The sequence below is a fragment of the Niveispirillum sp. GW835-FHT14G11 genome, assembly GCF_058793615.1.
In genome coordinates this window covers 59,058-83,449 of record NZ_JBXAFZ010000020.1, presented here as the reverse complement: position 1 = coordinate 83,449, position 24,392 = coordinate 59,058, and the positions used below count along the sequence as shown (strand labels likewise).

General features: G+C 64.5%; 26 protein-coding genes and 1 tRNA gene. 15 read left to right on the top strand and 12 right to left on the bottom strand.

Annotation, left to right across the window (positions count from 1 at the left end; all coding sequences use genetic code 11):
• The first annotated feature begins 114 nt into the window (after positions 1 to 114).
• Positions 115 to 627 (top strand): hypothetical protein, encoded by a 513-nt coding sequence (locus AC1Q7F_RS27830; RefSeq protein WP_492511816.1) that lies wholly within the window; start codon positions 115 to 117, stop codon positions 625 to 627.
• 123 nt (positions 628 to 750) lie between these two features.
• A complete protein-coding gene (locus tag AC1Q7F_RS27825; protein WP_492511815.1) occupies positions 751 to 1,035 on the top strand; it encodes a DUF3768 domain-containing protein in 285 nt (94 codons plus the stop codon).
• Here the strand turns inward: AC1Q7F_RS27825 and AC1Q7F_RS27820 are convergent.
• The 3 genes from AC1Q7F_RS27820 to AC1Q7F_RS27810 form a co-directional block, all read right to left on the bottom strand.
• Positions 1,013 to 1,177 (bottom strand): hypothetical protein, encoded by a 165-nt coding sequence (locus AC1Q7F_RS27820; protein ID WP_492511814.1) that lies wholly within the window; start codon positions 1,175 to 1,177, stop codon positions 1,013 to 1,015. The genes AC1Q7F_RS27825 and AC1Q7F_RS27820 overlap by 23 nt on opposite strands.
• Before the next feature lie 418 nt (positions 1,178 to 1,595).
• Entirely contained in the window at positions 1,596 to 2,213 is a 618-nt protein-coding gene (locus AC1Q7F_RS27815) for a Fic/DOC family protein (RefSeq protein ID WP_492511813.1), read from the bottom strand.
• Positions 2,214 to 2,235: 22 nt separating this feature from the next.
• Positions 2,236 to 2,619 (bottom strand): hypothetical protein, encoded by a 384-nt coding sequence (locus tag AC1Q7F_RS27810; RefSeq protein WP_492511812.1) that lies wholly within the window; start codon positions 2,617 to 2,619, stop codon positions 2,236 to 2,238.
• 65 nt (positions 2,620 to 2,684) lie between these two features.
• On the opposite strand from AC1Q7F_RS27810, the gene AC1Q7F_RS27805 reads away from it, so the two are divergent.
• Positions 2,685 to 3,134: a helix-turn-helix domain-containing protein gene (locus tag AC1Q7F_RS27805; RefSeq protein WP_492511811.1), complete on the top strand. Its 450-nt coding sequence runs from the start codon at positions 2,685 to 2,687 to the stop codon at positions 3,132 to 3,134.
• Here AC1Q7F_RS27805 and AC1Q7F_RS27800 read toward each other — a convergent pair.
• Together AC1Q7F_RS27800 and AC1Q7F_RS27795 are read right to left on the bottom strand one after the other, a co-directional pair.
• Positions 3,115 to 4,323, bottom strand: coding sequence for a tyrosine-type recombinase/integrase (locus AC1Q7F_RS27800; RefSeq protein ID WP_492511810.1), 1,209 nt, complete (start codon positions 4,321 to 4,323; stop codon positions 3,115 to 3,117). The two genes, AC1Q7F_RS27805 and AC1Q7F_RS27800, sit on opposite strands and share 20 nt — an antisense overlap.
• Before the next feature lie 213 nt (positions 4,324 to 4,536).
• Positions 4,537 to 4,626 (bottom strand) — tRNA-Ser (locus AC1Q7F_RS27795).
• Positions 4,627 to 4,973: 347 nt separating this feature from the next.
• Between AC1Q7F_RS27795 and rplU the strand changes: the two genes are divergently transcribed.
• From rplU to AC1Q7F_RS27735, 12 genes are all read left to right on the top strand, one after another.
• The gene (rplU, locus tag AC1Q7F_RS27790) at positions 4,974 to 5,285 is read left to right on the top strand and encodes a 50S ribosomal protein L21 (RefSeq protein ID WP_416573164.1); all 312 of its coding nucleotides are present in this window, start codon (positions 4,974 to 4,976) and stop codon (positions 5,283 to 5,285) included.
• 36 nt (positions 5,286 to 5,321) lie between these two features.
• Positions 5,322 to 5,606, top strand: a complete 285-nt coding sequence (rpmA, locus tag AC1Q7F_RS27785; RefSeq protein WP_492511809.1) for a 50S ribosomal protein L27 — start codon at positions 5,322 to 5,324, stop codon at positions 5,604 to 5,606.
• A 216-nt stretch (positions 5,607 to 5,822) separates the two neighbouring features.
• Positions 5,823 to 6,878 (top strand): GTPase ObgE, encoded by a 1,056-nt coding sequence (gene obgE, locus AC1Q7F_RS27780; RefSeq protein ID WP_492511808.1) that lies wholly within the window; start codon positions 5,823 to 5,825, stop codon positions 6,876 to 6,878.
• 167 nt (positions 6,879 to 7,045) lie between these two features.
• Positions 7,046 to 8,437 carry a tRNA (N6-isopentenyl adenosine(37)-C2)-methylthiotransferase MiaB gene (gene miaB, locus AC1Q7F_RS27775; RefSeq protein ID WP_492511807.1) on the top strand — a complete coding sequence of 464 codons (1,392 nt, stop codon included), beginning with the start codon at positions 7,046 to 7,048 and terminating at the stop codon, positions 8,435 to 8,437.
• Positions 8,434 to 9,420 carry a PhoH family protein gene (locus AC1Q7F_RS27770; RefSeq protein ID WP_492511806.1) on the top strand — a complete coding sequence of 329 codons (987 nt, stop codon included), beginning with the start codon at positions 8,434 to 8,436 and terminating at the stop codon, positions 9,418 to 9,420. Before miaB ends, AC1Q7F_RS27770 begins: the two co-directional genes overlap by 4 nt.
• Positions 9,421 to 9,422: 2 nt before the next feature.
• A complete protein-coding gene (gene ybeY / locus AC1Q7F_RS27765; protein ID WP_492511805.1) occupies positions 9,423 to 10,130 on the top strand; it encodes an rRNA maturation RNase YbeY in 708 nt (235 codons plus the stop codon).
• Positions 10,130 to 11,062, top strand: coding sequence for a hemolysin family protein (locus AC1Q7F_RS27760; RefSeq protein ID WP_492511804.1), 933 nt, complete (start codon positions 10,130 to 10,132; stop codon positions 11,060 to 11,062). Before ybeY ends, AC1Q7F_RS27760 begins: the two co-directional genes overlap by 1 nt.
• A 75-nt stretch (positions 11,063 to 11,137) precedes the next feature.
• Positions 11,138 to 12,733 carry an apolipoprotein N-acyltransferase gene (lnt, locus tag AC1Q7F_RS27755; protein WP_492511803.1) on the top strand — a complete coding sequence of 532 codons (1,596 nt, stop codon included), beginning with the start codon at positions 11,138 to 11,140 and terminating at the stop codon, positions 12,731 to 12,733.
• Between the two features lie 162 nt (positions 12,734 to 12,895).
• Positions 12,896 to 13,345: a helix-turn-helix domain-containing protein gene (locus AC1Q7F_RS27750; protein WP_492511802.1), complete on the top strand. Its 450-nt coding sequence runs from the start codon at positions 12,896 to 12,898 to the stop codon at positions 13,343 to 13,345.
• 154 nt (positions 13,346 to 13,499) lie between these two features.
• Positions 13,500 to 14,669, top strand: coding sequence for a methionine adenosyltransferase (gene metK / locus AC1Q7F_RS27745; protein ID WP_492511801.1), 1,170 nt, complete (start codon positions 13,500 to 13,502; stop codon positions 14,667 to 14,669).
• Positions 14,670 to 14,774: 105 nt separating this feature from the next.
• On the top strand, positions 14,775 to 15,485 hold the full coding sequence (gene trmB, locus AC1Q7F_RS27740) for a tRNA (guanine(46)-N(7))-methyltransferase TrmB (RefSeq protein WP_492511800.1): 711 nt from the start codon (positions 14,775 to 14,777) through the stop codon (positions 15,483 to 15,485).
• 155 nt (positions 15,486 to 15,640) lie between these two features.
• Positions 15,641 to 17,329, top strand: a complete 1,689-nt coding sequence (locus AC1Q7F_RS27735; protein ID WP_492511799.1) for a methyl-accepting chemotaxis protein — start codon at positions 15,641 to 15,643, stop codon at positions 17,327 to 17,329.
• 48 nt (positions 17,330 to 17,377) lie between these two features.
• On the opposite strand, the gene AC1Q7F_RS27730 is transcribed toward AC1Q7F_RS27735, so the two are convergent.
• From AC1Q7F_RS27730 to AC1Q7F_RS27700, 7 genes are all read right to left on the bottom strand, one after another.
• A complete protein-coding gene (locus AC1Q7F_RS27730; protein ID WP_492511798.1) occupies positions 17,378 to 17,563 on the bottom strand; it encodes a type II toxin-antitoxin system antitoxin in 186 nt (61 codons plus the stop codon).
• Positions 17,564 to 17,665: 102 nt separating this feature from the next.
• Complete coding sequence (locus tag AC1Q7F_RS27725; protein WP_492511797.1) at positions 17,666 to 18,550, bottom strand: SPFH domain-containing protein; 885 nt, start codon at positions 18,548 to 18,550, stop codon at positions 17,666 to 17,668.
• A gap of 393 nt (positions 18,551 to 18,943) precedes the next feature.
• A complete protein-coding gene (locus AC1Q7F_RS27720; RefSeq protein WP_492511796.1) occupies positions 18,944 to 19,900 on the bottom strand; it encodes a peptide ABC transporter ATP-binding protein in 957 nt (318 codons plus the stop codon).
• Entirely contained in the window at positions 19,897 to 20,862 is a 966-nt protein-coding gene (locus AC1Q7F_RS27715) for an ABC transporter ATP-binding protein (RefSeq protein WP_492511795.1), read from the bottom strand. The genes AC1Q7F_RS27720 and AC1Q7F_RS27715 overlap by 4 nt, the downstream gene beginning before the upstream one ends.
• Positions 20,863 to 20,873: 11 nt before the next feature.
• Positions 20,874 to 21,758, bottom strand: a complete 885-nt coding sequence (locus tag AC1Q7F_RS27710; RefSeq protein ID WP_492511794.1) for an ABC transporter permease subunit — start codon at positions 21,756 to 21,758, stop codon at positions 20,874 to 20,876.
• Positions 21,755 to 22,765, bottom strand: coding sequence for an ABC transporter permease subunit (locus AC1Q7F_RS27705; protein ID WP_492511793.1), 1,011 nt, complete (start codon positions 22,763 to 22,765; stop codon positions 21,755 to 21,757). The genes AC1Q7F_RS27710 and AC1Q7F_RS27705 overlap by 4 nt, the downstream gene beginning before the upstream one ends.
• Positions 22,766 to 22,775: 10 nt before the next feature.
• Positions 22,776 to 24,383 (bottom strand): ABC transporter substrate-binding protein, encoded by a 1,608-nt coding sequence (locus AC1Q7F_RS27700; RefSeq protein ID WP_492511792.1) that lies wholly within the window; start codon positions 24,381 to 24,383, stop codon positions 22,776 to 22,778.
• Positions 24,384 to 24,392: the final 9 nt, after the last annotated feature.

Here is a 24,392-nt window from a genome sequence, read left to right as displayed (position 1 = left end):
GACTGACAGACCGGCGGCCCCGTCAAGGATTTGCCCTCGGCTGTGCCTACGGTTCCTCCTTGACAGGTCGCTGGTTCGGTCTGTCGCAGGGGCGACACTTTAACCCCCGTTTCCATGTCCACACGCGCCCACATCGCCTTTTACGATCAGCAGGATCAGCCGCTTGATCGACCTTCCATCCTGATCTACCGCCATTCAGACGGGTATCCGACCGGCGTCCTGCCCGACATTGTGCCCTTTCTGCAATGGTTCGACGCCCGACGCGGCCTTGCAGACAGCGAATATGCCGCCGCTCGGCTGCTGCAACATCTCTGCAACCAGTATGACCAGCACAGCGCCGCCTTCAACGCTAGCTTGGGCAAGATACCTGAGGAAACGCCCTTCACCGGGACGCTCGGCTATGGCATCTGCCCCGACAACCGCCTGCATGGCGACATTGAATATCTCTACGCTGTGATGCCGGGCCGCCAACTCGTAGTGCATGGCCGCATCAATTTCACGAATTTCGAGGTCGTGGAATTCACGGAACTCGGGGCTATCGACCTGACCGGCAGGACCAAGCTGACGCCAAAGGAACTGGACGCATTGGCCCGATGCTACGAGGAGGCGGCCAACAACGCGACCTGATCGGTCGCTGCTAAAATAGCGTCAATCCCTTTTTCCCCCACTTCCATGGAAACCCCAAATCTTCCCGAAATCAGCGAACGCACCCACCGGATCGCCACGCTGAATGACCTTTTGCGACGGACAATGTCCCCCCAGTTCGGCAAGGTGCTGTTGACCCAGGGTGCCCAGTCGCTGGAGAAGCCGCTGCTGTCCCAGGCCATCGCCCTGGTGCAGGGGTTCACCGACTTCACGCAAGACAATGACCCGCATGGCGAGCATGATTTCGGTGCCATCAATCTGGCGGACGGCACGCGCATCTTCTGGAAGATCGACTATTACGACCGCAATCTGGAATATGGTTCCGACGATCCGGCCGACAGCGCCAAGACCGCCCGCGTCCTGACCATCATGCTGGCGGACGAGTATTGACGGACGCCTTCTTTGCTGGCTTGCGCGGTTGGATATCGAACCAGATCAGCAGCCCGCCTTCCGGGCTGATTTCCAAGGTGGGCTCGTGCGCCTCGGACGGCAGTTTGAACTTGAGCCGGGCTTCGAGGGTGGGCCGCATCATTTTAACCGCCTCATCGGCGGTCAGGTGCAGATATGGAAAATGTTCCATAAAAATGGGGGTAAGAGTTGCAATCGCAGAGGCCAACGACAAAGTCGAAGGGGGCGTCTCTTACCCCCATGTTTAACTTTGTCGCGACTGTGGGATGGCTGGCCATTCTGGGATTGCGGCGACAGTATATCATTATCCCGATCATCGACTGCCCGTTGATCAGGCATGGATCAACCGAAGCGGCATGCTATAATTCTGGCAACTACCGAGGATGCCATGCGTTTTTACGAACAACTCAGCCCCGTTGACCGCCGCCGCGTCGTATTGAAGGCCGTGGCGTTTAGTTCGGCGATGGAGGGCATGACGACCACCCGTGACAACTGCCTTGCGGAATTGCGCAACTTGGAGCGCGAGCAGGCGGCCAGGGTGCTTACTGAACAAGCCGATCCAGCAGGGCGATAAGCGGGCCGTAATCCACCTTGGCCCAAATCCGCCGGATTGCCGCATGATAGGCGTGGCGGATTTCCTGATCATCGAACGCGCCAACCCCGATGGGCTCTCTCTCCGCCTGCATCAACAGCAAGTCGCAGAGCAACCGGGTAGCGCGCCCGTTACCATCACGGAACGGATGGATGACGATCAGTTCCCCATGGATTTCCGCGAGCCGGGCTAGTAGGTCATGGCGTGACAGGTCCGGTGTGAAAGGCGTCGAAGCCGCCAGCAACCGATCAAAATCCTGCATGGCTTTATCGATATGGGCCGCGTGGCACCAGCGGATATCGCCAGAGATCAGATCAACGCTGCGATAGGTGCCAGCCCAGGCGAAGATATCGCCCAGGAACAGCCGGTGCAGCGCACGGACATCTTCCAGGGTGAAACGGTGGGTTTCTGAATAGGACAAGGCGGCCCGGTCATAGGCAGTCATCAAGGCAGCGCTCTCTGCCTCTTCCAGAAGGGTCGGATCGATCAGGCCGAGCTTGTTACGCAGCACCTGATGGGTGTTGTCGAAATCGCTGTCATCGGCATCATATTTGTCCACAGGTGCCATGGCCGGATACTACCACGACACCCTATTCCCGATCATGCTCCCGCTGCCCGTGTTCCTTACCGTCCCGCACCCTGGCCAGTTCCCGCAGTCTTTTTTCCTTCACCGCTCGCGCGGCCTGATCCGTCAGCAGCCAGCCGCGTTCGGCAGCGTTGGTCAGGTCGCGCTCGCTGCAATGATCAAGGGCCTGTTCCAGGGACCGATGCAGGATGACGCTGGCGGCAGCGATTTCAGCCTCTGTGCCCAGGGTCACGCCACGATCCGATGCGGCAGCGCAATCGGCCCGGAAGTCATCCAGCGCCGCCAGCGCATCACGCACGGCATCGACGCGCCCTCTGGTTTCGTCTGCGAACGCACGGGCGCGGGCCAGCACTGCGTTTCCATCTTCATCGTCTCGTGTCGCTTGCATGCCCAACATCCCGCATCGACAATGACCACAGGATAAGCCCGTCAGTGTATCGCTGGGAAGGGACGATGAACCGGGATGAACGCCGACGTATGATGCGGGATTTGGCAGCGGAATGCGGCGTTCCGCTCTATCGCCGGTATAGTGAGGGTGAAGCAGCCGAAATTGTCGGTGTCTCCCCCGCCGACATGCGGCAGCTTCGCCAATCCGGGAGGATTGCCTTCTTGCGGCTGACCAATGACAAGGTTGGCTATTTCGGGTTTCAGCTTCTGGACTATCTGCTGGACGCGATTACCAGAGGAGCAGAGGCGGCGTCGGAGCCTGCCCCCGCCCCGACGCCGACCGCCCCTCCCGATGCGCTGCTGCTGTCCGTACCCGACGCGGCGGCTCGGCTGGGGATCAGCCGCAGCAAGCTCTATGAGCTGATCAGCGCCGGGCAGCTTGAGACGATGCACATTGGCCGCCGCGCCTTGGTGAGAGCCGAGTCGATAGAACGATTTATCGCAGCGCGTCGGTGACCTTGCCTTCACAAAAGGCGGCCCAGGCCACCATCAACGCGCGGCGCTTCTCGAACAGGTCGCCGCGCTGGTAGGCGGCGACCACCTTGTCGCCCTGCGTATGGGCAAGGGCAGCTTCGGCCACCTCATGGGCGACGCCGGTCTTCTCCGCTGCCCAAGTGCGGAAGGTGCTGCGAAAGCCATGCGCTGTCACTTCGACCTGCATACGGCGCAGCATCATCTTCATGACCATGTTGGATAGGGGCTGATCCTTCCGCTGTCCGGGAAAGACATAGGCACCCCGGCGCACAGCGAGCAGCTTGCGCAGCAGCGCCACAGCCGGGTCGGACAGCGGCACCCGATGTTCCCGCCCGGCCTTCATGCGGGCGGCGGGTACGGTCCAGATGCGCGCCTCCAGGTCGATTTCATCCCAGGTGGCCCCCAATACTTCGCCAGTGCGCGCGGCGGTCAGGATGGTGAATTCCAGGGCGCGAGCGCCCATCCCATCCTGGACCTGGAGGCGGGGCCAGAACGCGGGCATGTCGGCATAGGGCAAGCTGGCATGATGCTCGACCTTGGCGACGGAAGACTTGGACGGCAGCAGGTGGTCCAGATGGCCCTTCCACCGTGCCGGGTTCTCCCCCGCCCGATAACCGCGCACCTTGGCATAGTCCAACACCGCCTCGATCCGCCCACGCAGTCGGCTGGCGGTTTCCGTCTTGTCCGTCCAGATCGCTTCCAGGCAGCGCAAGACCAGATCGGTGTCGATGCCACCGACCGGCAGGTGCCCCAGCATGGGATATGCGTAGGTTTCAAGCGTGCTGGTCCATTGCGCGGCGTGTTTGGGATTGGACCAGCCGGGACGCTTGGCCTCGACCATCGCGGTGGCGACTTCCCGGAAAGTGATGGCCTTGGCCGCTTCCAACGCGGCAGCGGCATCCTGTTGCGTTCGCCGCTCGATAGGATCAATCCCCTCTTGGACCAGCGTGCGGCATTCCAATGCCTTCTGTCGCGCATCGACCAGGGACAGGACCGCCAGCGGCCCAAGTCCCATGTCCCGCCGACGCCCCGCCAGTTGAAACCGGTAAATCCAGGTCTTGGCCCCGGTGTGGGTGATTTGTAGATAGAGCCCGCCACCATCGGCGAACAGGCCCGGTGTCTTCATGGACTGGACCTGTCTTGCAGTCAGCCCGGCGGCACGTTTCGGCATTGCCCTTTACTCCCAAGGAGTTACGGGCGGGACGATGGGTAGAGCCTACCCATCAACGCCAAAGCGGCGCAACCCATCATCCACCCATCAACGTACCCATCATCCGGCGGTGGATTCCGGTGGTCAAGCGTGGACGTCAGTGGATGGACTAAGGCAAAAGCCCAGGAAAGCCGCTGTTTTTCGGTCGTTGGTGGATGCTTTGGGGAGGGTAAATGGCGGAGAGGGTGGGATTCGAACCCACGGTACCCTTGCAGGTACTTCGGTTTTCGAGACCGACGCGTTCGACCACTCCGCCACCTCTCCGCTGACCCCGCCGCGCAGTTTGGTTCCGGCGGTCAGTCCGGGGCGCCCTGGCGAAGTGGCGGGGAACCTACACAAAGCCCGTTGCCGATGCAACACTCCTTTTTCACGCCCGTCCCCTATAATATAAGCAGGTCCATGCGGCGGGTGGGCCTCACCCTTGCAGGTGGCGGGGGACGAAAGCGCAAGGAAAAGAGTCGGTTCCCGGTTGACACTCCGTCGCGGACAGGTATATTCCGCCGCCTCTGGGAACGGAGCCGGTTCGGCTGCCGTATTCCTTTTTGCGGCAGAATGGAAGGGGCTTCCCCATTGGCGGGGGTTCCCGGGTCTTTCAAGAAGTGGTGGTTAGAATGTTCGCAGTCATCCGCACCGGCGGTAAGCAGTACAAGGTCGCGGCCGGCGACGTCATTCGGGTCGAGAAGCTGGCCGGTGAGGCCGGTGCCTCCCTGAAGCTGGACGAAGTCCTGCTGGTCAGCAACGAGGGCACCACCACCGTCGGTTCGCCCCTGGTCGCCAATGCGGTCGTCACGGCTGACGTCGTCGCCCAGGACCGCAACGACAAGATCATCATCTTCAAGAAGAAGCGCCGCCAGAACTATCGCCGGAAGAACGGCCATCGTCAGGAAGTGACGGTGCTGCGCATCACCGGTATCCAGGCCTGAGCGCCTTTTTGAAGCATTCGGTAAGGAGTAACTACCATGGCACATAAAAAGGCAGGCGGTTCGTCCCGCAATGGTCGCGATACCGCTGGCCGTCGTCTGGGCGTGAAGCGCTTCGGCGGTGAGGTCGTTCTGGCCGGCAACATCCTGGTCCGCCAGCGTGGCACCAAGTTCCACCCCGGCACCAATGTCGGCATCGGCAAGGACCACACGCTGTTCGCCCTGGTCGACGGCAATGTCGAGTTCAAGACCGGTCTGAAGGGCCGCACCTTCGTGGCCGTCAACGAGATCCTCGTTGAAGAGGCCGTTGTGGCTGCCGAGTAAGGTCCTGTCCGCCGGCTCGGGCCGGCGTGCAAGGAATGTGACGGATCGGGGGAGCGGGCAACCGTTCCCCCGATTTTGTTTGAGTTTTATTTGTGCGCCCTCAGGCGCCGGGCGGGCCCATCCGGGCCCTTGGCTTACGCGACCATGTGGTCGCGGGCCGGCGGTCGCCGGCCTTGGGAGCCCGCCTGTCAATGTCTCCCTTCGCGCGGTGCCGCCATGAAGTTCCTCGACCAGTGCAAGATCTTCCTGAAGAGCGGCGATGGCGGGCCCGGTGCGGTGGCGTTCCGGCGGGAGAAGTTCATCCCCAATGGCGGCCCCGATGGCGGCAATGGCGGGCGCGGCGGCGATGTGGTGATCGAGGCGGTGGACGGTCTGAACACCCTGATCGACTATCGCTATCAACAGCATTTCAAGGCCAAGCGCGGTGGCCACGGCATGGGCTCCTCCCGGTCCGGCGCCCATGGCGATGATGCCGTGCTGCGCGTGCCCGTCGGCACCCAGGTGCTGGACGAGGATCAGGAGACGGTGATCGCCGACATGACCGAGGTCGGTCAGCGCATCGTGCTGCTGAAGGGCGGCGACGGCGGATTCGGCAACGAGCATTTCAAGACTTCCACCAACCGCGCGCCGCGCAATTTCGGTCCCGGCTGGCCGGGGGAGGAGCGCTGGGTCTGGCTGCGCCTGAAGCTGATCGCCGATGCCGGCCTGCTGGGCCTGCCCAATGCCGGCAAGAGCACCTTCCTGGCCGCTGTCAGCCGCGCCCGGCCCAAGATCGCCGACTATCCCTTCACGACGCTGGTGCCCAATCTGGGCGTGGTGAAGGCCGGTGAGGAGGAGTTCGTGATCGCCGACATCCCCGGCCTGATCGAGGGCGCGCATGAGGGCCATGGCCTGGGCACCCGCTTCCTGGGCCATGTCGAGCGCACCCGCGTGCTGCTGCACCTGATCGACGGCACGCAGGAGGATGTGCAACTGGCCTACCGCACCATCCGGCGTGAATTGCGCATGTATGGCGGCGGCCTGGCCGACAAGCCGGAAATCGTCGTCCTGAACAAGGTCGATGCCCTGACGGACGAGGAGATCGAGTTCAAGCGGACCAAGCTGCGCCGGTCGGCCAAAAAGCCGGTGCTGGTCATGTCGGGTGCCGCCGGCCAGGGCGTGCAGGAAGTGCTCTACGCGCTGCTGGGCCATATCAAGGAAGGCCGCGCGGCGGAGGGCATGGCGGCAGAGGAAGCGGCGTATCGGGCACGGTATCGGCCGATTGAGGAGTGAGGCGAGGTGGGGGCGATGGGGGTCCATGCACCCCCGTCGCCCCCATCCATCACGCGACCATCGTTGACTAAACCGCCCACATCCCTATCTTGCACCGGTTAAGCGGGTGGCCCTGTGCCGCCCGCATCTCTTGTCATGCGGAAAGGCCCCGGTACCGGGGGACGGCGTTGAAGAAGAAGCTGTTCATCAAGACCTATGGCTGCCAGATGAATGTCTATGACAGCGACCGCATGGCCGATGTCCTGGCGCCCCTGGGCTATGAGCCGACGGATCAGCCCGACGGCGCCGACATGGTGATCCTGAACACCTGCCATATCCGCGAGAAGGCGTCGGAAAAGGTCTATTCCGAGCTGGGCCGCATCCGTCACCTGCAGAACGACAAGGCAGCCGAGGGCGGGCGCATGGTCGTCGCCGTGGCCGGCTGTGTGGCACAGGCCGAAGGGGCGGAGATCATGATGCGCGCGCCCCATGTCGACATGGTGTTCGGGCCGCAAACCTATCACCAGCTGCCCGAAATGGTGACGCGCGCCGTGCGCGGGGCCGGCGGCGTGGTCAATACCGATTTCCCGGTGGAGAGCAAGTTCGACCTGCTGCCCGAGGAAAGCGCCAAACCGCAGGGCCCGGCAGCCTTCCTGTCGGTGCAGGAGGGGTGCGACAAGTTCTGCACCTTCTGCGTCGTGCCCTATACCCGCGGGTCGGAATATAGCCGCCCGGTGGGCCAAGTGCTGAACGAGGCGCGGCGTCTGGTCGGGCATGGCGTGAAGGAAATCACGCTGCTGGGCCAGAACGTCAACGCCTTCCATGGCGAGGGGCCGGACGGCAAGGTCTGGGGCCTGGGCCGTCTGATCCGGGCGCTGGCGGAAATCGATGGGCTGGAGCGTATCCGCTACACGACCAGCCATCCGCGCGACATGGACGATGACCTGATCGCCACCCATGGCTCCGTGCCGCAATTGATGCCCTTCCTGCATCTACCGGTACAGTCCGGTTCCGACCGTATCCTGGCGGCCATGAACCGCAAGCATACGGGCGATGATTACCGCCGCCTGATCGACCGGTTGCGTGAACGTCAGCCCGACTTGGCCCTGTCGTCGGACTTCATCACCGGTTTCCCCGGCGAAACGGACCAGGATTTCGCCGATACGCTGCGCCTGATCACCGATATCGGCTATGCCCAGGCCTACAGCTTCAAATACTCCGCCCGTCCCGGCACCCCGGCCGCCGGCCTGGACGGCCGTCAGGTGGAGGAGAGGGTCAAGGATGACCGGTTGCAGGCGGTGCAGCAGCTGCTGAACGCCCAGCAGGTGGCCTTCAACCAGACGCTGGTGGGCAAGACCCTGCCGGTGCTGTTCGACCGCGTGGGTAAGCTGGAAGGCCAGTTGCTGGGCCGCAGTCCCTTCATGCAGTCTGTCTATGTCCAGGCACCCGCCCGCCTGATGGGCCGTATCGTCGATGTCGCCGTCGAGGGTGCCTATGCCAATAGCCTGTCGGGTCGGGTCCTGACGGGTGAAACGATCACCCTGGCCGCCGCTCCGGCGGTGGTGGAGGTTTGCGCTTGACCAGTCTGGAACTGTCGTTCGATGACAACCGCCTGCTGCCCCTGCTGTTTGGTGAGCATGGCCAGTTCCTGACCCGGCTGGAGAAACAGACGGGCACGCGGCTGCTCTCGCGCGGCAATGTCCTGTCGATCGTCGGCGAGGACGAGGCGACCCAGGCCGCCCGCGCTGCCATCCTGGCCCTGTGGGACCGGGTGAAGGCCGGCATGGCTGTGGGGCCGGGGGAGGTGGATGCCGCCGCCCGCCTGGCCATCAGCGCCGATGTGCAGAGCAGCGGCACGGTGCTGGCCCAGCTGTCGGACCCGCGCGCCGGCCTGAAGACCAAGCGCCGCACCATCACCCCGCGCAGCGCCACCCAGGCCCGCTATCTGGAGGCGCTGGCCGAAAGCGAGCTGGTGTTCGGCCTGGGTCCCGCCGGCACGGGCAAGACCTATCTGGCAGTGGCCCAGGCCGTCAGCCTGCTGATGCAGGGCTCGATCGAACGTATCATCCTGTCGCGTCCGGCGGTGGAGGCGGGGGAGCGCCTGGGCTTCCTGCCCGGCGACATGAAGGAGAAGGTCGACCCCTATCTGCGCCCGCTCTATGACGCGCTGCATGACATGCTGCCCGGCGACCAGGTGACCAAGCGGCTGGAGACCGGCGTGATCGAGGTGGCACCGCTGGCCTTCATGCGCGGCCGCACCCTGGCGCATGCCTTCGTCATTCTGGACGAGGCGCAGAACACCACGCCCATGCAGATGAAGATGTTCCTGACCCGCCTGGGCGAGGGCAGCCGCATGGTGGTGACGGGCGACGTCACCCAGATCGACCTGCCCACCGGCCAGAAATCCGGCCTGCGCGAGGCCCTGTCCATCCTGCGCGGGGTGGACGGCGTGTCCTTCGTGGAATTCACCGACCAGGATGTCGTGCGTCATCCGCTGGTGGGCCGCATCGTGCGGGCCTATGATGCCGCCGATCGCGCGGCCAAGATTGCCGGAGAGGCCTGATCATGCCCGAACGGGTCGATATCGCCCTGTCCATCGAGGATGACCGGTGGGAAACCATCGTTTCCGACGTGGAACTGCTGTGCGAGCGCGCGGCGCGTTCCGCCCTGTCGGCTGCCCATGGCCAGGACCCGGACTGGCTGCCGCAGGGGCCGGTGGAACTGTCGCTGGTTCTGGCCGATGACGGCACGGTGCAGGAGCTGAACAAAAGCTATCGCGGCAAGGACAAGCCCACCAATGTCCTGTCCTTCGCCCTCTATGCCGATGGCGGCGCAGAGGAAGCGGATGAAGCGTGGGACGGGGATGAAGAACAGGGCGAGGAGGTCATTGACGGCGATGATGCGGACGCCGACGGCGACGACGCGGAATTCCTGTCGCCAGATGCCCCCGTTCCTGTAATATTGGGCGATGTGATCTTGGCGTTTGAAACGGTGGAACGCGAGGCGCGCGAACAGCGCAAGCCCTTCGCCGACCATCTGACCCACCTCGTGACCCATGGCGTTCTGCATCTGCTGGGTTACGACCATATTGAGGATTCCGAGGCCGAACAGATGGAACGGCTGGAAACCCAGATCCTGTCGGGGCTCGGCATCGCCGACCCCTATGCCGGGCTCCCGGAAGGACACCGTGCGCCTGATGACCCCGGCGGCTCCGCCGCTGTTGACCCCGGTGGCTTGGCTCCCGGGCCTGTCTCCACAACCCCAGAAAGATGATGGCCGACCTCAGCGACAGTCGAACGCCCCGCGAAGACGGGGCCGAAGAACAAGGGACCCTCGCCCAGCACCTGCGTGGCTGGCTGCGGTCGATCCTCGGGGTACGCGGCGGCGACACGCTGCGCGACACGATCGAGGAATTGATCGATGAGACGGGGCCCGCCGAACCCTCCATGGCGGAGGGCGAACGGGCGTTGCTCTCCAATATCCTGAAGCTGCGCCACCGCACCGTGGCCGATGCCATGGTGCCGCGCGCTGATATTGTCGGCGTGCCGCTCAGTATTTCCCTGCCCGACCTGATCAGGCGCTTCTCCGAGGAGGCGCACAGCCGCATGCCCGTCTACCGGGAGGAGCTGGATGACGTGCTGGGCATGGTCCATATCAAGGACGTCCTGTCCTGTGTGGCCGGTGTTCGCGCCTATGATTTAGAGGCCATCACCCGCGAGGTGATGATTGTCGCCCCCTCCATGCCCGTCCTGGACCTGTTGCTGAAGATGCGCCAGAAGCGCCAGCATCTGGCCCTGGTGGTGGATGAATTCGGCGGCATCGACGGTCTGGTCTCCATTGAGGATCTGGTGGAGGAGATCGTCGGCGAGATCGAGGATGAGCATGATGACGCGGAGGCCAGCGCCCTGGCGCCGCGCCCCGACGGCACCATCGAGGTCGATGCCCGCATCCCGGTGGAGGCGTTCGAGGCCCAGCTGGGCAGTTATTTCGGGCCGGACGAACTGGAGGATGTGGATACGCTGGGCGGCCTGGTTTTCGCCATGGCCGGCCGCGTGCCGGCGGCGGGCGAGGTGCTGAAGCACCCGAGCGGCCTGGAATTCGAGATCCTGGACGCCGATCCCCGCCGCATCAAGATGCTGCGCGTCCATAATCTCGTCATGAATCGTGGTGAGGATGCGGACGAGCCGCAGCGGGCCGTGGGGTAACACCCTTGCCCTGGCGGTGACACAAGCTCAAGGATGGCGCGCCATCCGAACCGGAACCGCCAGGACCGCCCCTTCATGACCGACCAAGCCGTCTCCCCCCGTCTCGCCAATCTGGCCGGACGGCTCATCACTGTGCGGGGATGGAAACGGCTGGGCTTGGCGGCGCTGGCGGGGGCGGTGGCCACACTCTCCCTGCCGCCGATCCATGCGCTGCCGCTGCTGTGGGCAGCATTTCCGGCCCTGGTCTGGCTGCTGCGCGGCTCGGACCGGCCGAAGACCGATTTTGCCATCGGCTTCGCCTTTGCGCTGGGCCATCATGTGCCAGGGCTCTACTGGATCAGTGCGGCTTTGTTCACCGATATCGGCCGGTTCTGGTTCATGCTGCCGGCATCATTGCTGGGGTTGCCGGCGGTGCTGGGCCTGTTCCTGGGGGCCGGAACCGCCGCCTATGGCTGGGCCCGGCGGCGCTGGGGCCTGACGGGCTGGGCGGAGGTGGGGGCTTTGGCCCTGGCCTGGGTGGCGGTTGAATATGCACGCGGGCATCTGTTCACCGGCTTTCCCTGGAACCTGATCGGCTATGGCTGGGTGCCTGTCCTGCCCGTGCTACAGACGGTGTCCGTCACCGGCATCTATGGCCTGTCGCTGCTGACCGTGCTGGTGGCAGCATTGCCGGCCACCCTGGTGGGGCCCACGCCCAGCTGGCGGCCGGCCCTGGCCGGCCTGCTGGGGTTGGCGCTGCTGGCCGGCTGGGGCGGCTGGCGCATGGCGGGCCAGGGCCTGGGCGACGTGCCGGGCGTGATGCTGCGCATCGTGCAGCCCAACATCCCCCAGGCCCTGAAATGGAAGGAGGAGGCGAAGATCAACAATCTGCGCCGCCTGATTGACATGTCGGGGGCGGAAGGCTGGGACCGCGTCACCCATGTCATCTGGCCGGAAACGGCCGTGCCCTATTTCCTGTCGTCCGACAGCGACAACCCGGACCAGGCCCCCCTGACCCGCCTGCTGACCCAGGTGGCCCCACCGGGTGGGGCGTTGATCACCGGTGCCAACCGGCTGGCGACCAATGAGGCCGGCGACTATATCTATTTCAACAGTCTGTTCGCCCTGACCCCGGGCGGCAAGGTGGCGGCCAGCTTCGACAAGGCGCACCTGGTGCCGTTTGGTGAGTATCTGCCGCTGCGCCGCCTGCTGCCCAAGGGGATGAAGGCCGTGGCGGCGGCCGCCGACTTCTCCGCCGGCCCCGGCCCGCAGTCCCTGTCCCTGCCGGGCGCGCCGGCCGCCAGTCCCCTGATCTGCTATGAGGTGATCTTCCCCGGTGCCGTGATGCCGCGCGGCGGGGAGCGGCCGCACTGGCTGCTGAACCTGACCAACGATGCCTGGTACGGACAGACGGCCGGCCCGCACCAGCATTTTGCCATCACCGCCGTACGCGCGGTGGAGGAAGGCGTGCCGCTGGTACGCGCCGCCAACACCGGCATCTCCGGTGTTATCGACGCATACGGGCGGGTGCGGGGGGTGCTACCGCTCGGCGATAGCGGAAACCTTGATATTTCACTACCCCAACGCGCTGAAACCGTGCCATTGTATGCAGACTATGGAGATTGGGTTCCGGCCGTGATCTGGCTGGCGTTGTTGTTGGGCATCGCCGCAATCCGCCCCCGACCCTCTTGACGGCAGCAAACCTCTGTTCGCCCGCCGAACCCGACTGGGTCATGTATCCTTGTGGATGCATAGTTGGATGCTTATCCATACCAAAGAATAGCGGCAAATCGCTTGACGACATGCAAACGTATGTCGCAGGATCATGCCAGAGCCATTCTGGAGGTTGTCCATATGCAAACCGAGACCCGTGGCCGTCGTGGTGGCGGTCGCCCGAAGCTGGGCAAGCCGAATCCCATTGATGTTCATGTCGGTACGCGTGTCCGGCTGCGCCGCACCCTGCTGGGCATGAGCCAGGAAAAGCTGGGGGAGGCCATCGGCCTGACCTTCCAGCAGGTGCAGAAATACGAGCGCGGCGCCAATCGCATCGGCGCGTCCCGCCTGTTCGATCTGTCCCGCGTCCTGGATGTGCCGGTGTCCTTCTTCTTCGATGACATGCCCTATCCCGACGGCACCTCCAACCCGGCCCCGACACCGGTGCCGGAGGCGGGCGAGCCCGATCCGATGGCCAAGCGCGAGACGTTGGAGCTGGTGCGCGCCTATTACCGGATCACCGATCCGGCCGTGCGCAAGCGCATCTTCGAATTGACGAAGGCCGTTGCCGGTCCCGCCGACGCAGCATAAGCCCGGCGGCACACGGAAATCAGCCATACGCCGGCTGGTTTCAGTCTCCGATGTGCTTGACCCTGTAGGAAAAGATTGCGACAAACACGCTGCCCCAGTGAAAGCGGGGCGGCGTGTTTTGCTTTTCACAACCGTTCAGCCGAGGCGATCCCAAGTGGCCAAATCGAACTACGTCTTCACGTCAGAGTCCGTGTCTGAAGGCCATCCGGACAAGGTGTGCGACCGTATCTCCGATGCCGTCGTCGATTTGTATCTGGCCCAGGATCCCTATGCCCGCGTGGCGTGCGAGACGCTGGCCACCACAAACCGCATCGTCATCGCCGGTGAAGTGCGCGGTCCCGCCGGCCTGCTGGAGCAGGTGGAGGATGTGGCCCGCGCCGCCGTGAAGGATATCGGTTACGAGCAGGACGGCTTCCACTGGAAGCATGCGGAAGTGTCCGTGCATCTGCACGCCCAGTCCGCCGACATCGCCGTTGGTGTCGATGCCGCCGGCAACAAGGACGAGGGTGCGGGCGACCAGGGCATCATGTTCGGTTATGCCTGCACCGAGACGCCGGCCCTGATGCCGGCGCCGATCTATTACAGCCACATGCTGCTGAAAAGCTTGGCGGAAGTGCGCCATAGCGGTGCCACGCCCTGGCTGGGCCCCGATGCCAAGAGCCAGTTCTCGCTCCAGTACCGCGATGGCAAGCCCGTGGGCGCCACCTCCATCGTGCTGTCCACCCAGCATAGCGACAGCGTGGCCCAGGAGGAAATCCGCGAGACGGCACGCCGCCATGTGCTGTCCTTCCTGCCGGAAGGCTGGATGTGCCCGGAAGAGGCGTTCTATGTGAACCCGACGGGCCGTTTCGTCATCGGCGGTCCCGATGGCGATGCCGGTCTGACCGGCCGCAAGATCATCGTCGATACCTATGGCGGTGCCGCTCCGCATGGCGGCGGCGCCTTCTCCGGCAAGGACCCGACCAAGGTTGACCGGTCGGCCGCCTATGCCGCCCGCTATCTGGCCAAGAATGTCGTGGCCGCCGGCCTGGCCGAGAAGTGCACGATCCAGCTCAGCTATGCCATCGGCGTCTCGCATCCGCTGTCGGTCTATATCGACACGGCCGGCACCGGCCGCGTGGACGAGGACAAGCTGTCCGACGTGCTGCGTGAGCTGATGAACCTGTCCCCGCGCGGTATCCGTGAGCATCTGAAGCTGAACCGCGCCATCTATGCCCGCACCGCCGCCTATGGCCATTTCGGCCGTGACCCGGATGCGGATGGTGGCTTCAGCTGGGAGAAGACCGATCTGGTCGCCGACCTGAAATCGGCCTTCGGCGCCTGATTTAGCCTCAGACGGCTTGCCGTCCGTTAAAATGAAGCGACGGCCCGCCTGATCGGCGGGCCGTTTGCCATTCCACCCTTCCTGTTCAGCTCCCGAGTCGCCCCCATGTCCGACGACAGCACCCCCCATCGCAAGGTTCTGTATGGCCGCCGCCATGGCCGGCCCCTGCGCAAGCACCGGCAGGAGGTGATGGAAACGCTGCTGCCAAGGATGAAGCTGACGGCCCCGGTAGAGGGCGAGCGGCTGGACCCCGCCACCCTGTTTGATGCGCCCAAGCGTGACCTGTGGTTCGAGGTCGGGTTCGGCGGCGGTGAGCACCTCGCCTGGCAGGCGGCCCACAATCCCGATATCGGCTTCATCGGGTGCGAGCCCTTCGTCAACGGCGTCTCTTCCCTGCTGAAGCATGTGGAGGAGGAGGGGCAGACCAATATCCGTGTCGTGCCCGATGATGCGCGCCCCATCCTGGACGCGCTGCCCGACGCCTCGGTCGGCCGGGCCTTCGTGCTGTTCCCCGATCCCTGGCCCAAGGCGCGCCACGCCTTCCGCCGCTTCATCGGCCCCGTCAACTTGGCCCGCCTGTCGCGCGTCCTGAAGGACGGGGCGGAGTTGCGTATCGCGTCCGACGATCCGCAGTTGCAGCGCTGGATGCTGGAGCACACCTGGCGCCATCCTGATTTCGAATGGACGGCAAGAACGGCCGAAGATTGGAGGGTTCGTCCCGAAGACTGGCCGCAGACCCGCTATGAACAGAAGGCGCTGGAGGCGGGTCGAGTTCCCATGTTCTTGCGCTTCATTCGCAAGTCGCGGCCAGCCTGACCATTTGCGTCGCACCATTATGGGCGATTTTAACGGTACCTAACCCTTTGCACTCACCAAAATCGCGGGACTGCGCTTCATCATTCCAACCCTATGATTTCCGTTCCGAGTGAAACGCTCATCGGAACCCGCGAAGGCGGAAAGGGGAGGTTGGAATGGTGAAGCTCCGTGATCTGCGCATCGGCATGAAGGTCAACATTGCCATGGGCATGCTGGCGATCGTGGCCATTGTCATGGCCGCGATGGGCTTGTCCGCCATGTCGGTCTATCAAGGTGAAGTGGAGCGGATGGGGCGTGACACGCGGCGCGCCGTCCTGTCCGAACAGATCAATGGCCTGATCAATGGCGTTGTCATGGATAGCCGCGGCATCTATATGGCCCGCGACGCGGCCGAGGTGGAGAAGTTCGCCAAGCCGATGACGGCGAGCCTCAACCTTCTGGACAAGCGCTTGGGTGAATATCAGGCGCTGGCGCAGGGGGCCCAGAAGGCTGCCATGGATGAGGCCGTGGCCCGTGGGCAGGAGTTTGTCACCTTCCGACGCGAGCTGATCCGCCTGGGTCAGGCCGAGGGTGCACCTGCCGCCCGTGTCTATGGCGACAATGACGCCAACCGTGCCAACCGTCAGGCCTTCAACAAGGCCATGGTCGCCCTGTCGGAGCAACAGGTCGGCCGCGTCAATCAGGTCATTGTCGATCTGGACAGTTTCGGTGACCGGGAACGGTTGATGATGCTGGTCATCGCCATCATCGGCATTGTTGGATCGGTCGGCTTTGCCGTCTGGCTGGTGTCGCGTCAGGTGACGGCACCGTTGGTGGCCGTCACCGGCACTGTGCGGCGCATGGCGGAAGGCGACCTGACGGCCCACGTGCCGGAAACCGGCCGCGGTGATGAGATCGGGCAGATTGCTGACGCGCTGGACGTGTTCAAGCGCGGGCTGGCGGAGGCCAAGCGTCTGGAAGCCGAACAGAAGGCCGAACAGGCCGCCAAGGAAGAGCGTCAGCGCCGCCTGGAGAAGCTGACCAGCGATTTCGCCGGCAAGCTGGGCGATGTGTCGAACGCACTCGCCCGTTCCGCCCAGGACATGCGCGACAGTGCGGAGGGTCTGACCGGTGCCGCCAAGTCCGCCGCGAACCAGGCCGCCGACGTGGCGACCGCGTCGGACGAAAGTGCTGCTGGTGTGCAAAGCGTGGCCGCCGCGACGGAGGAGATCAATGCGTCGATCTCCGAGATCGCGCGTCAGGTGGTGGAGGCCAACAATGTCGCCCGCGCCGCCGTTGAGGATGCGGGCGAGACCAGCCGCACCATGGATGGCCTGCAAAGTGCCGCCGGTCGTATTTCCGAGGTCGTGGGGCTGATCCAGGGCATCGCCGCCCAGACCAACCTGCTGGCGCTCAACGCCACCATCGAGGCGGCCCGCGCCGGGGAGGCCGGCAAGGGCTTCGCAGTGGTCGCGTCGGAGGTGAAGGCGCTGGCCATGCAGACGGGTAAGGCCACGGAGGACATCACCTCACAGGTGTCCAGCATCCAGCGCGAGACGGGGGCCGCCGTGACCGCCATCGCCCGCATCGCCAATACCATCGACAAGATTGGCGAGATCACCACCGCGCTCGCCGCGGCCATTGAGGAACAGCAGGCCAGCACGAACGAGATCGCGCGGACCGTGCAGGAGGTGGCCAACGGCACCCAGGCTGTCTGTAACGCCGTGCAGGGCGTCAGCCAGGCGGCGGCCAATACCGGCGGTGCGGCTGCGACGGTGCATGGCACGGCATCCGACGTGACGCGTCAGTCCGTCGTGCTGAACACCGAGGTCGACCGGTTTGTGAAGACCATCATCGCGGCGTAAAGGGTTGAGCGTGATAAGGGGGCGGGCTGGCGGATGCCGGTCCGCCCCCTATTCCCTTTCCTCCACCGCCGGCGTCGGGCCGGGCGGCTTCAGCCGTCCCGCCTGACGCAACTGGGCCCGCAGCACATATTCGATCTGGGCATTCAGGCTGCGCAGATCATCGTCGGCCCAGCGCTGCATGGCCTCCAGCACGTCCGCGCCGATGCGCAGGGGGTATGCCTTCTTCTCCGCCATTCTACTTCCCGCAGGTCAGGTCGCGGCGAATGCCGAGCCCTGACAATCATTGGCACCGTCGCAGGTCAGTGATCGGCATTTGCTTCGACCTGACCTGCGCTCTCAATATAACGACCCCGCATTCACCACGGGCTGCGTGGCGCGGTCGGCGCACAGGACGACCAGCAGGTTGGACACCATGTGCGCCTTGCGCTCGTCATCCAGATGCACCACGGCGCGGGCGGCCAGCTGCTCCAGCGCCATTTCCACCATGCCCACAGCCCCCTCCACGATCTTGGCGCGGGCGGCCACGATGGCGCTGGCCTGCTGGCGCTGCAACATGGCGCTGGCGATTTCCGGCGCATAGGCCAGGTGGCTGATCCGCGCCTCGATCACCTTGATGCCGGCCTGGGCCAGGCGTTCCTGCACAGCCACCTGCAGGTGATTGGAGATATCCTCCCCATGGCCGCGCAACGAGATGACCTCGCCGCCATGATCATCATAGGGGTAGGAGGTGGCGATCAGGCGCAGGGCCGATTCGGCCTGGATCGACACATAGCCCTTGTAATCCTCGACATTGAACAGGGCCTCGGCCGCATCCGTCACCTGCCAGACGATGATGGCGCCGATCTCGATGGGGCTGCCATCGGCGTCGTTCACCTTCAATGTGCCGGTCTCGAAATTGCGCACGCGCAGCGAGACGCGATGCTTGCCGTAGAACGGGTTGACCCAGCGCATCCCCGGCACATTGACCGTGCCCCGATATTCGCCGAACAGGGTCAGGGCCACCGCCTGGTTTGGCTGCACGATGAACAGACCTAGCATCAAGAACAGGCCCAGCACGGTCAGCAGCACCCAGAGCAGCGACACGATGCCGTTGCCGGCCTTGAAGCTGGTGATCGTCAGCACGATGCCGAGAATGGCCATGATCCACGTGATGGCCAGCATGGCCAGGCCGTTGGGCGGCGTTACGGCCCGGTCACCGATCTGTTGTGGTTTCTGCATCATGATCCCTCGTTGCTTCAAAGTGATATAATTTTGATATCATAATATGGCAAGTGCGCAAGGGGGATTCGTCACTCTACGAATCAGACCGGCAGCCTGTTATGTTGATTCCGTCCAGGCCATTGCCATGCCCGCACCGGGTCGGAGGCGGCGATGCCCCAGCTCCGAAACAGGGGTGTTTGCTGTTTCATGATGTTGCATAGGGACCCGCCCATTCGGAGCGACCCCGCCAGTCCCTCTGAAACAGCACCGATTTCGTGTTGCATGATGTTGCACAGAAGCGGTTTGAACCGGAGTCCGTCCGTTGCCCGCTCCGAATGGAAGGCGTTCATGTTGCACAATGTTGCATAGGAGGCGGTGTATTCGGAGCATGGGACGTCCTGCCTCCGAACGCCCTCACGCCAGATGGCAGGCCACCATGCGCCCGTCCAGCGGCCGGGCCCCCGGCATCTCCACCGCGCAGCGCGGTTTGGCCAGCGGGCAACGCTTGTGGAAGGTGCAGCCGGGCGGCGGGTCCATGGGGCTGGGCAACTCGCCGGTCACCGGTACTGCGTCAGGCGCTCCGCCCCGATGGACGCGCGGCATGGCGGCCAGCAATGCCCGCGTATAGGGATGGCGCGGATCGGCGAAGATCGCGTCCTTCGGCCCCTGTTCCACGGGCCGGCCCAGATACATCACCATCACCTCGTCGGCGATATGGCGGACCACCGACAGGTCATGGCTGATGAACACATAGGCCAGGCCCAGCTCGTCCTGAAGATCCATCATCAGGTTCAGGACCTGGGCCTGGATGGAGATGTCCAGGGCCGACACCGGCTCGTCCGCCACCACGACGCGGGGGTCCAGCATCAAGGCGCGGGCAATGGCGATGCGCTGCCGCTGCCCGCCGCTGAACATGTGCGGATAGCGGTCGGCCATATCGGGACGCAGGCCGACCCTTGCCATCATGGCGACGGCCCGGTCGCGGCGTTCCGACTTGGGCAGGTCGGTATTGATCAGCAGCGGTTCGGCCAGGATATCCGCCACCTTCTGCCGCGGGTTCAGCGAACCATAGGGGTTCTGGAACACCATCTGCACGGCCCGGCGCAGGGCCTTCTCCTCGGCCTTCGGTACCACTGTGACGTCGCGCCCGTCGAACAGCAGGGCACCATCGGTCGGTGCCTCGATCCGGGTCAGCAGGCGGGCCAGGGTGGACTTGCCGCACCCGCTCTCGCCCACCACCGCCAAGGTCTTGCCGGCCGTGACGGTGAAGCTGGCGCCGTCCACCGCCTTCACGGTGGCCGGCGCCTTGAACAGGCCGCGCTTGACCTTGTAATGGCGGCGCAGCGCTTGGGCTTCCAGAATGATGGTCATGCGGGTGCTCCTTCCACCCGAACGCACCGCGTCCATCCATCCCCATCGGGCAGCAGCGCCGGCCGCACGGCGCAACGATCCCCCGCCACCGCGCAGCGCGGCTGGAACAGGCAACCCGTGGGCCGGTCGCCCAGGCCCGGCACAGTGCCGGCAATGGTGGGCAGCCGCCGCCGTCCCACCGCCCGCTCGGGCAGCGCGTCCAGCAAGGCGGCCGTATAAGGATGGCGGGGCCGCTCGAACAGCTGGTCCGCCGGCCGGTTCTCCACCACCTGGCCGGCATACATCACCTGCACCCGGTGGGCGCATTCGGCCACCACGCCCATGTCGTGGGTGATCAGGATCATGGCCATGCCGCGCTGGCGCTGCAAATCGCGCAGCAGGTCCAGAATCTGGCGCTGGATGGTGACGTCCAGTGCCGTGGTGGGTTCGTCCGCGATCAGCAGGCGCGGGTTGCAGGCAATGGCCATGGCGATCATCACCCGCTGGCTCATCCCGCCCGACAATTGATGCGGGAAGGCCGACAGGCGCGTTTCCGGCGCGGGGATGCCCACCTGTTCCAGCAGGTCGATGGACCGCCGGCGCAGCGCCTTGCCCGACAATCCCTCATGCTGGGCCAGCGTCTCCCCGATCTGGAAGCCGACCGTGAAGCAGGGGTTCAGGCTGCTCATCGGTTCCTGGAAGATCATCGCCACCTGCCCGCCATTCAGGCCGCGGCGGCCTTTGGCCGACAGGGTCAGCAGATCCTGCCCGTCGAATGCCATCGTCGCGGCCGTGACGCTGGCATTGTCGGCCAGCAGGCCCAGCACGGCCAGCGAGGTGACGGACTTGCCCGACCCGCTCTCCCCTACGATGCCCAGCACCTCGCCAGGGTCGATGGACAGATCGACGCCATCGACGGCCCGGAAGGGGCCGCGGGCGGTGGCGAACGTGACGGACAGGTCCTTGATGTCGAGAAGCGGCATGGGGGGCGTCCTCAGCGCTTCAGCTTGGGGTCAAGCGCGTCGCGCAAGCCATCGCCCATCAGGTTGAAGGCCAGCACCGTGATCAGGATGGCAAGGCCGGGGAAGGTCACCACCCACCAGGCCCTTTGCAGGAATTGCAGGGAGGAGGACAGCATGGTGCCCCATTCCGGCGTCGGCGGCTGCGCGCCCAAGCCCAGGAAGCCCAGGGCGGCTGCATCCAGGATGGCGGTGGAGAAGCCCAGGGTCGCCTGCACGATCAGCGGGGCCGCACAGTTGGGCAGGATGGTGACCAGCATCAGGCGCCTGTCGCTGGCCCCAGCCAGCCGCGCCGCCGTCACATATTCACGGGTTCTCTCCGCCATCACCGACGCGCGGGTCAGGCGAGCATAATGCGGGACGATGACCACCGACACGGCGATGGCGGCATTCACCAGCCCCGGTCCCAGGATGGCCGCCACGACGATGGCCAGCAGCAGCGACGGCAGGGACAGCAAGATATCCATGAACCGCGCGATCAGCGTATCCGACGCCCCGCCATAGAAGCCGGCGACCAGCCCCAGCGCCACCCCAACCGCCAGCGACAGGGTGACGACCAGCAACCCGATGAACAAGGACAGCCGGGCGCCATGGATCAGCCGGGACAGCATGTCACGCCCGATATCATCGGTGCCCAGCGGGAAGGCCCAATTCCCGCCGTCGATCCAGGCGGGCGGCAGCAGCACGACGTCACGGAACTGTTCGGCAGGATCATACGGGGCGACGAAATCGGCGAAGATGGCGACGAAGCTGAGTACCAGCACGATGCCCAGCCCCAGCACGGCGCCCCCGTTGCGGCGGAAATGGGCCCAGAATTCGGACCATGGACCGGGGAGCGCCTTCAGGATGATATCGGTCATGTCGCGTGCCGGATGCGGGGGTTGAGCAGGCCGTACAGCAGATCGACGGCCAGGTTGACCAGCATCACCACCCCGGCCACCAGCAGGATCCCGCCCTGCAGGGCCGGATAATCACGGCGGTTGATGCTTTCGATCAGCCATTTGCCGATGCCGGGCCAGGCGAAGATGGTCTCTGTCAGGATGGCACCGGCCAGCAGTGTCCCCACCTGCAGCCCGATGACGGTGACCACCGGGATCATGGCGTTGCGCAGCGCATGCAGGCCCACGACACGGAACAGCCCCAGCCCCTTGGCCCGCGCGGTGCGGATATAATCCTCGCCCAGCACCTCCAGCATCGATGACCGTGTCATGCGGGCGATGACGGCCAGCGGGATGGTGCCCAGCACGATGGCGGGCAGGACCAAGTGATGAGCTGCGTCCAGGAACGCCCCTTCCTCCTCTGACAGCAGACTGTCGATCAGCAGGAAGCCCGTCACCGGCTCCACATAATAGGCCGCCGACAACCGGCCGCTGACCGGCGTCCAGCCCAGGATGACGGAGAAGAACAGGATCAGCAGCAGCCCCCACCAGAAGATGGGCATGGAATATCCCGTCAGGCTGGCCGCCATTACCCCATGATCCAGCGGCCCGCCCCGCTTCACCGCCGCCAGCACCCCCGCCGGCAAGCCGATGATCAGCGCGAACAGGATGGCGCAGAGCGACAGTTCGATGGTGGCGGGGAACAGTTCGGCAAATTCATGCAGCACGGGCGTTTGGGTGATCAGCGACTTGCCCAGATCGCCGGTCAGGACCCCGCCCAGATAGTCGCCATATTGCTCCAGCAGCGGCTTGTTCAGGCCCAGTTGTGCGCGCATTTCCTCCAGCCGCGCTGGATCGATCCCGCGCTCGCCCAGCCGCACCTCGATCGGGTCGCCGGGCACCAGCCGGATCAGGAAAAAGGCCAGCAGCGTGACGCCCAGAAAGGTGGGGATCAGCAGGGCGATGCGGGTCGCGATGAATTTCAGCATGGGGCGCCCCTCATTCCGCCATATCCACCCCATCGAACTGATGTCGGTTGAAGGGGCTCTGCTTGTAACCGATGACCTTCTTCGACACCGGCTCGAACACCACCGAATGGGCGATGGTGACCCAGGGGGCTTCTTCCTTGAAGATGCGCTGCGCCTGTTCATAAAGCTTGGCGCGGGCCGCCTGATCGGGCACCTGCTTGGCCTTCAGCACCAGATCCTCATAGGGCTGGTGGCACCATTTGGCGATGTTGCTGCCGCTGGTCCGGGCCGCCGCGCAGCCCAGCAGGTTGTACATGAAATTGTCGGGGTCACCATTGTCGCCCGTCCAGCCATAGAGCGCCATCTGATGGTCGCCATCCTGGATGCGCTTGCGATACTCGCCCCATTCGAAGCTGACGATCTTCACGGTCACGCCGATTTTGGCCAGATCGGCCTGGATGATTTCCGCCATGCGCCGCGCATTGGGATTGTAGGGGCGCTGGACGGGCATGGCGTAGAGGTCGGTCTCGAATCCGTTGGGGTATCCGGCTTCGGCCAACAGCGCCTTGGCCTTGGCCGGGTCATAGGGATATTCCTTGTTATCGGCAAGATAGCCGAAAACGCCCGGCGGGATGGGGTTCCTGGCCGGCTTGCCGCTGCCCTGGAACACCTGTTCCAGGATGGACTTGCGGTCCACGGCCATGTTGATGGCCTGTCGCACCCGCTTGTCGTCAAAGGGCTTTTTCTGCGTCTGGAAGGCCATGTACCCGACATTCAGCCCTTCCATCTCCATCAGGGTCAGGGTCGGGTCCTTGGCCATGGAAGGCAGGTCGGGCGGGTTGGGATAGGGGATGATGTGGCATTCCCCCGCCTTCAGCTTGGCATAGCGCACAGCCGCGTCGGGCGTGATGGCGAAGACCAGATTGTCGAGCGGCGTCCGGCCAGCCCAATGCTCATCGAACCGCTTGTACCGGATCTGGGCATCCTTTTGATAGATGACGAAGCGGAACGGGCCGGTGCCCACCGGGTCCTGGTCGTACCGTTCCGGCCTGCCCTTCTTCTTCAAGAAGTCGGCATATTCAGCCGAGGTGATATTGGCAAAATCCATGCCCAGATCGGCCAGGAACGGCGCCTCCGGCTTGGTCAGGGTGACGCGGACCGTGTAATCGTCCAGCTTCTCCACGCTCTTCAGCAGGTCGCCCAGCCCCATGCTTTTGAAGAAGGCATAGCCGCCGCCGGAGACGGAATGGAACGGATGGTCGGCCTGCCATTGCCGGTTCAGGCTGAACAGCACGTCATCGGCGTTGAAATCGCGCGTGGGCTTGTAATCCTTGAAGGATTGCCACTTCACGCCCCGGCGCAGGAAGAAGGTATAGGTCAGGCCGTCGGGCGAGATGTCCCAGCGTTCGGCCAAGGCCGGCACGATCTTGGTCGTCCCGCGCTCGAACTTCACCAGACCGTCATAGATCGGCCGCGTGGCGTCGAAGGTGGTGCCGGATGTATTCAGCGCCGCGTTGAAATTCTCCGGGCTGCCTTCTGCGCAATAGACCAGCGTCTTGGGCACCGCCAGGGCCGGCATGGCCCCCAAACCCACCAACGCGCACGCAACCATGGCTGTCCGCCACGCGATCCGACCCATGCTGAACCC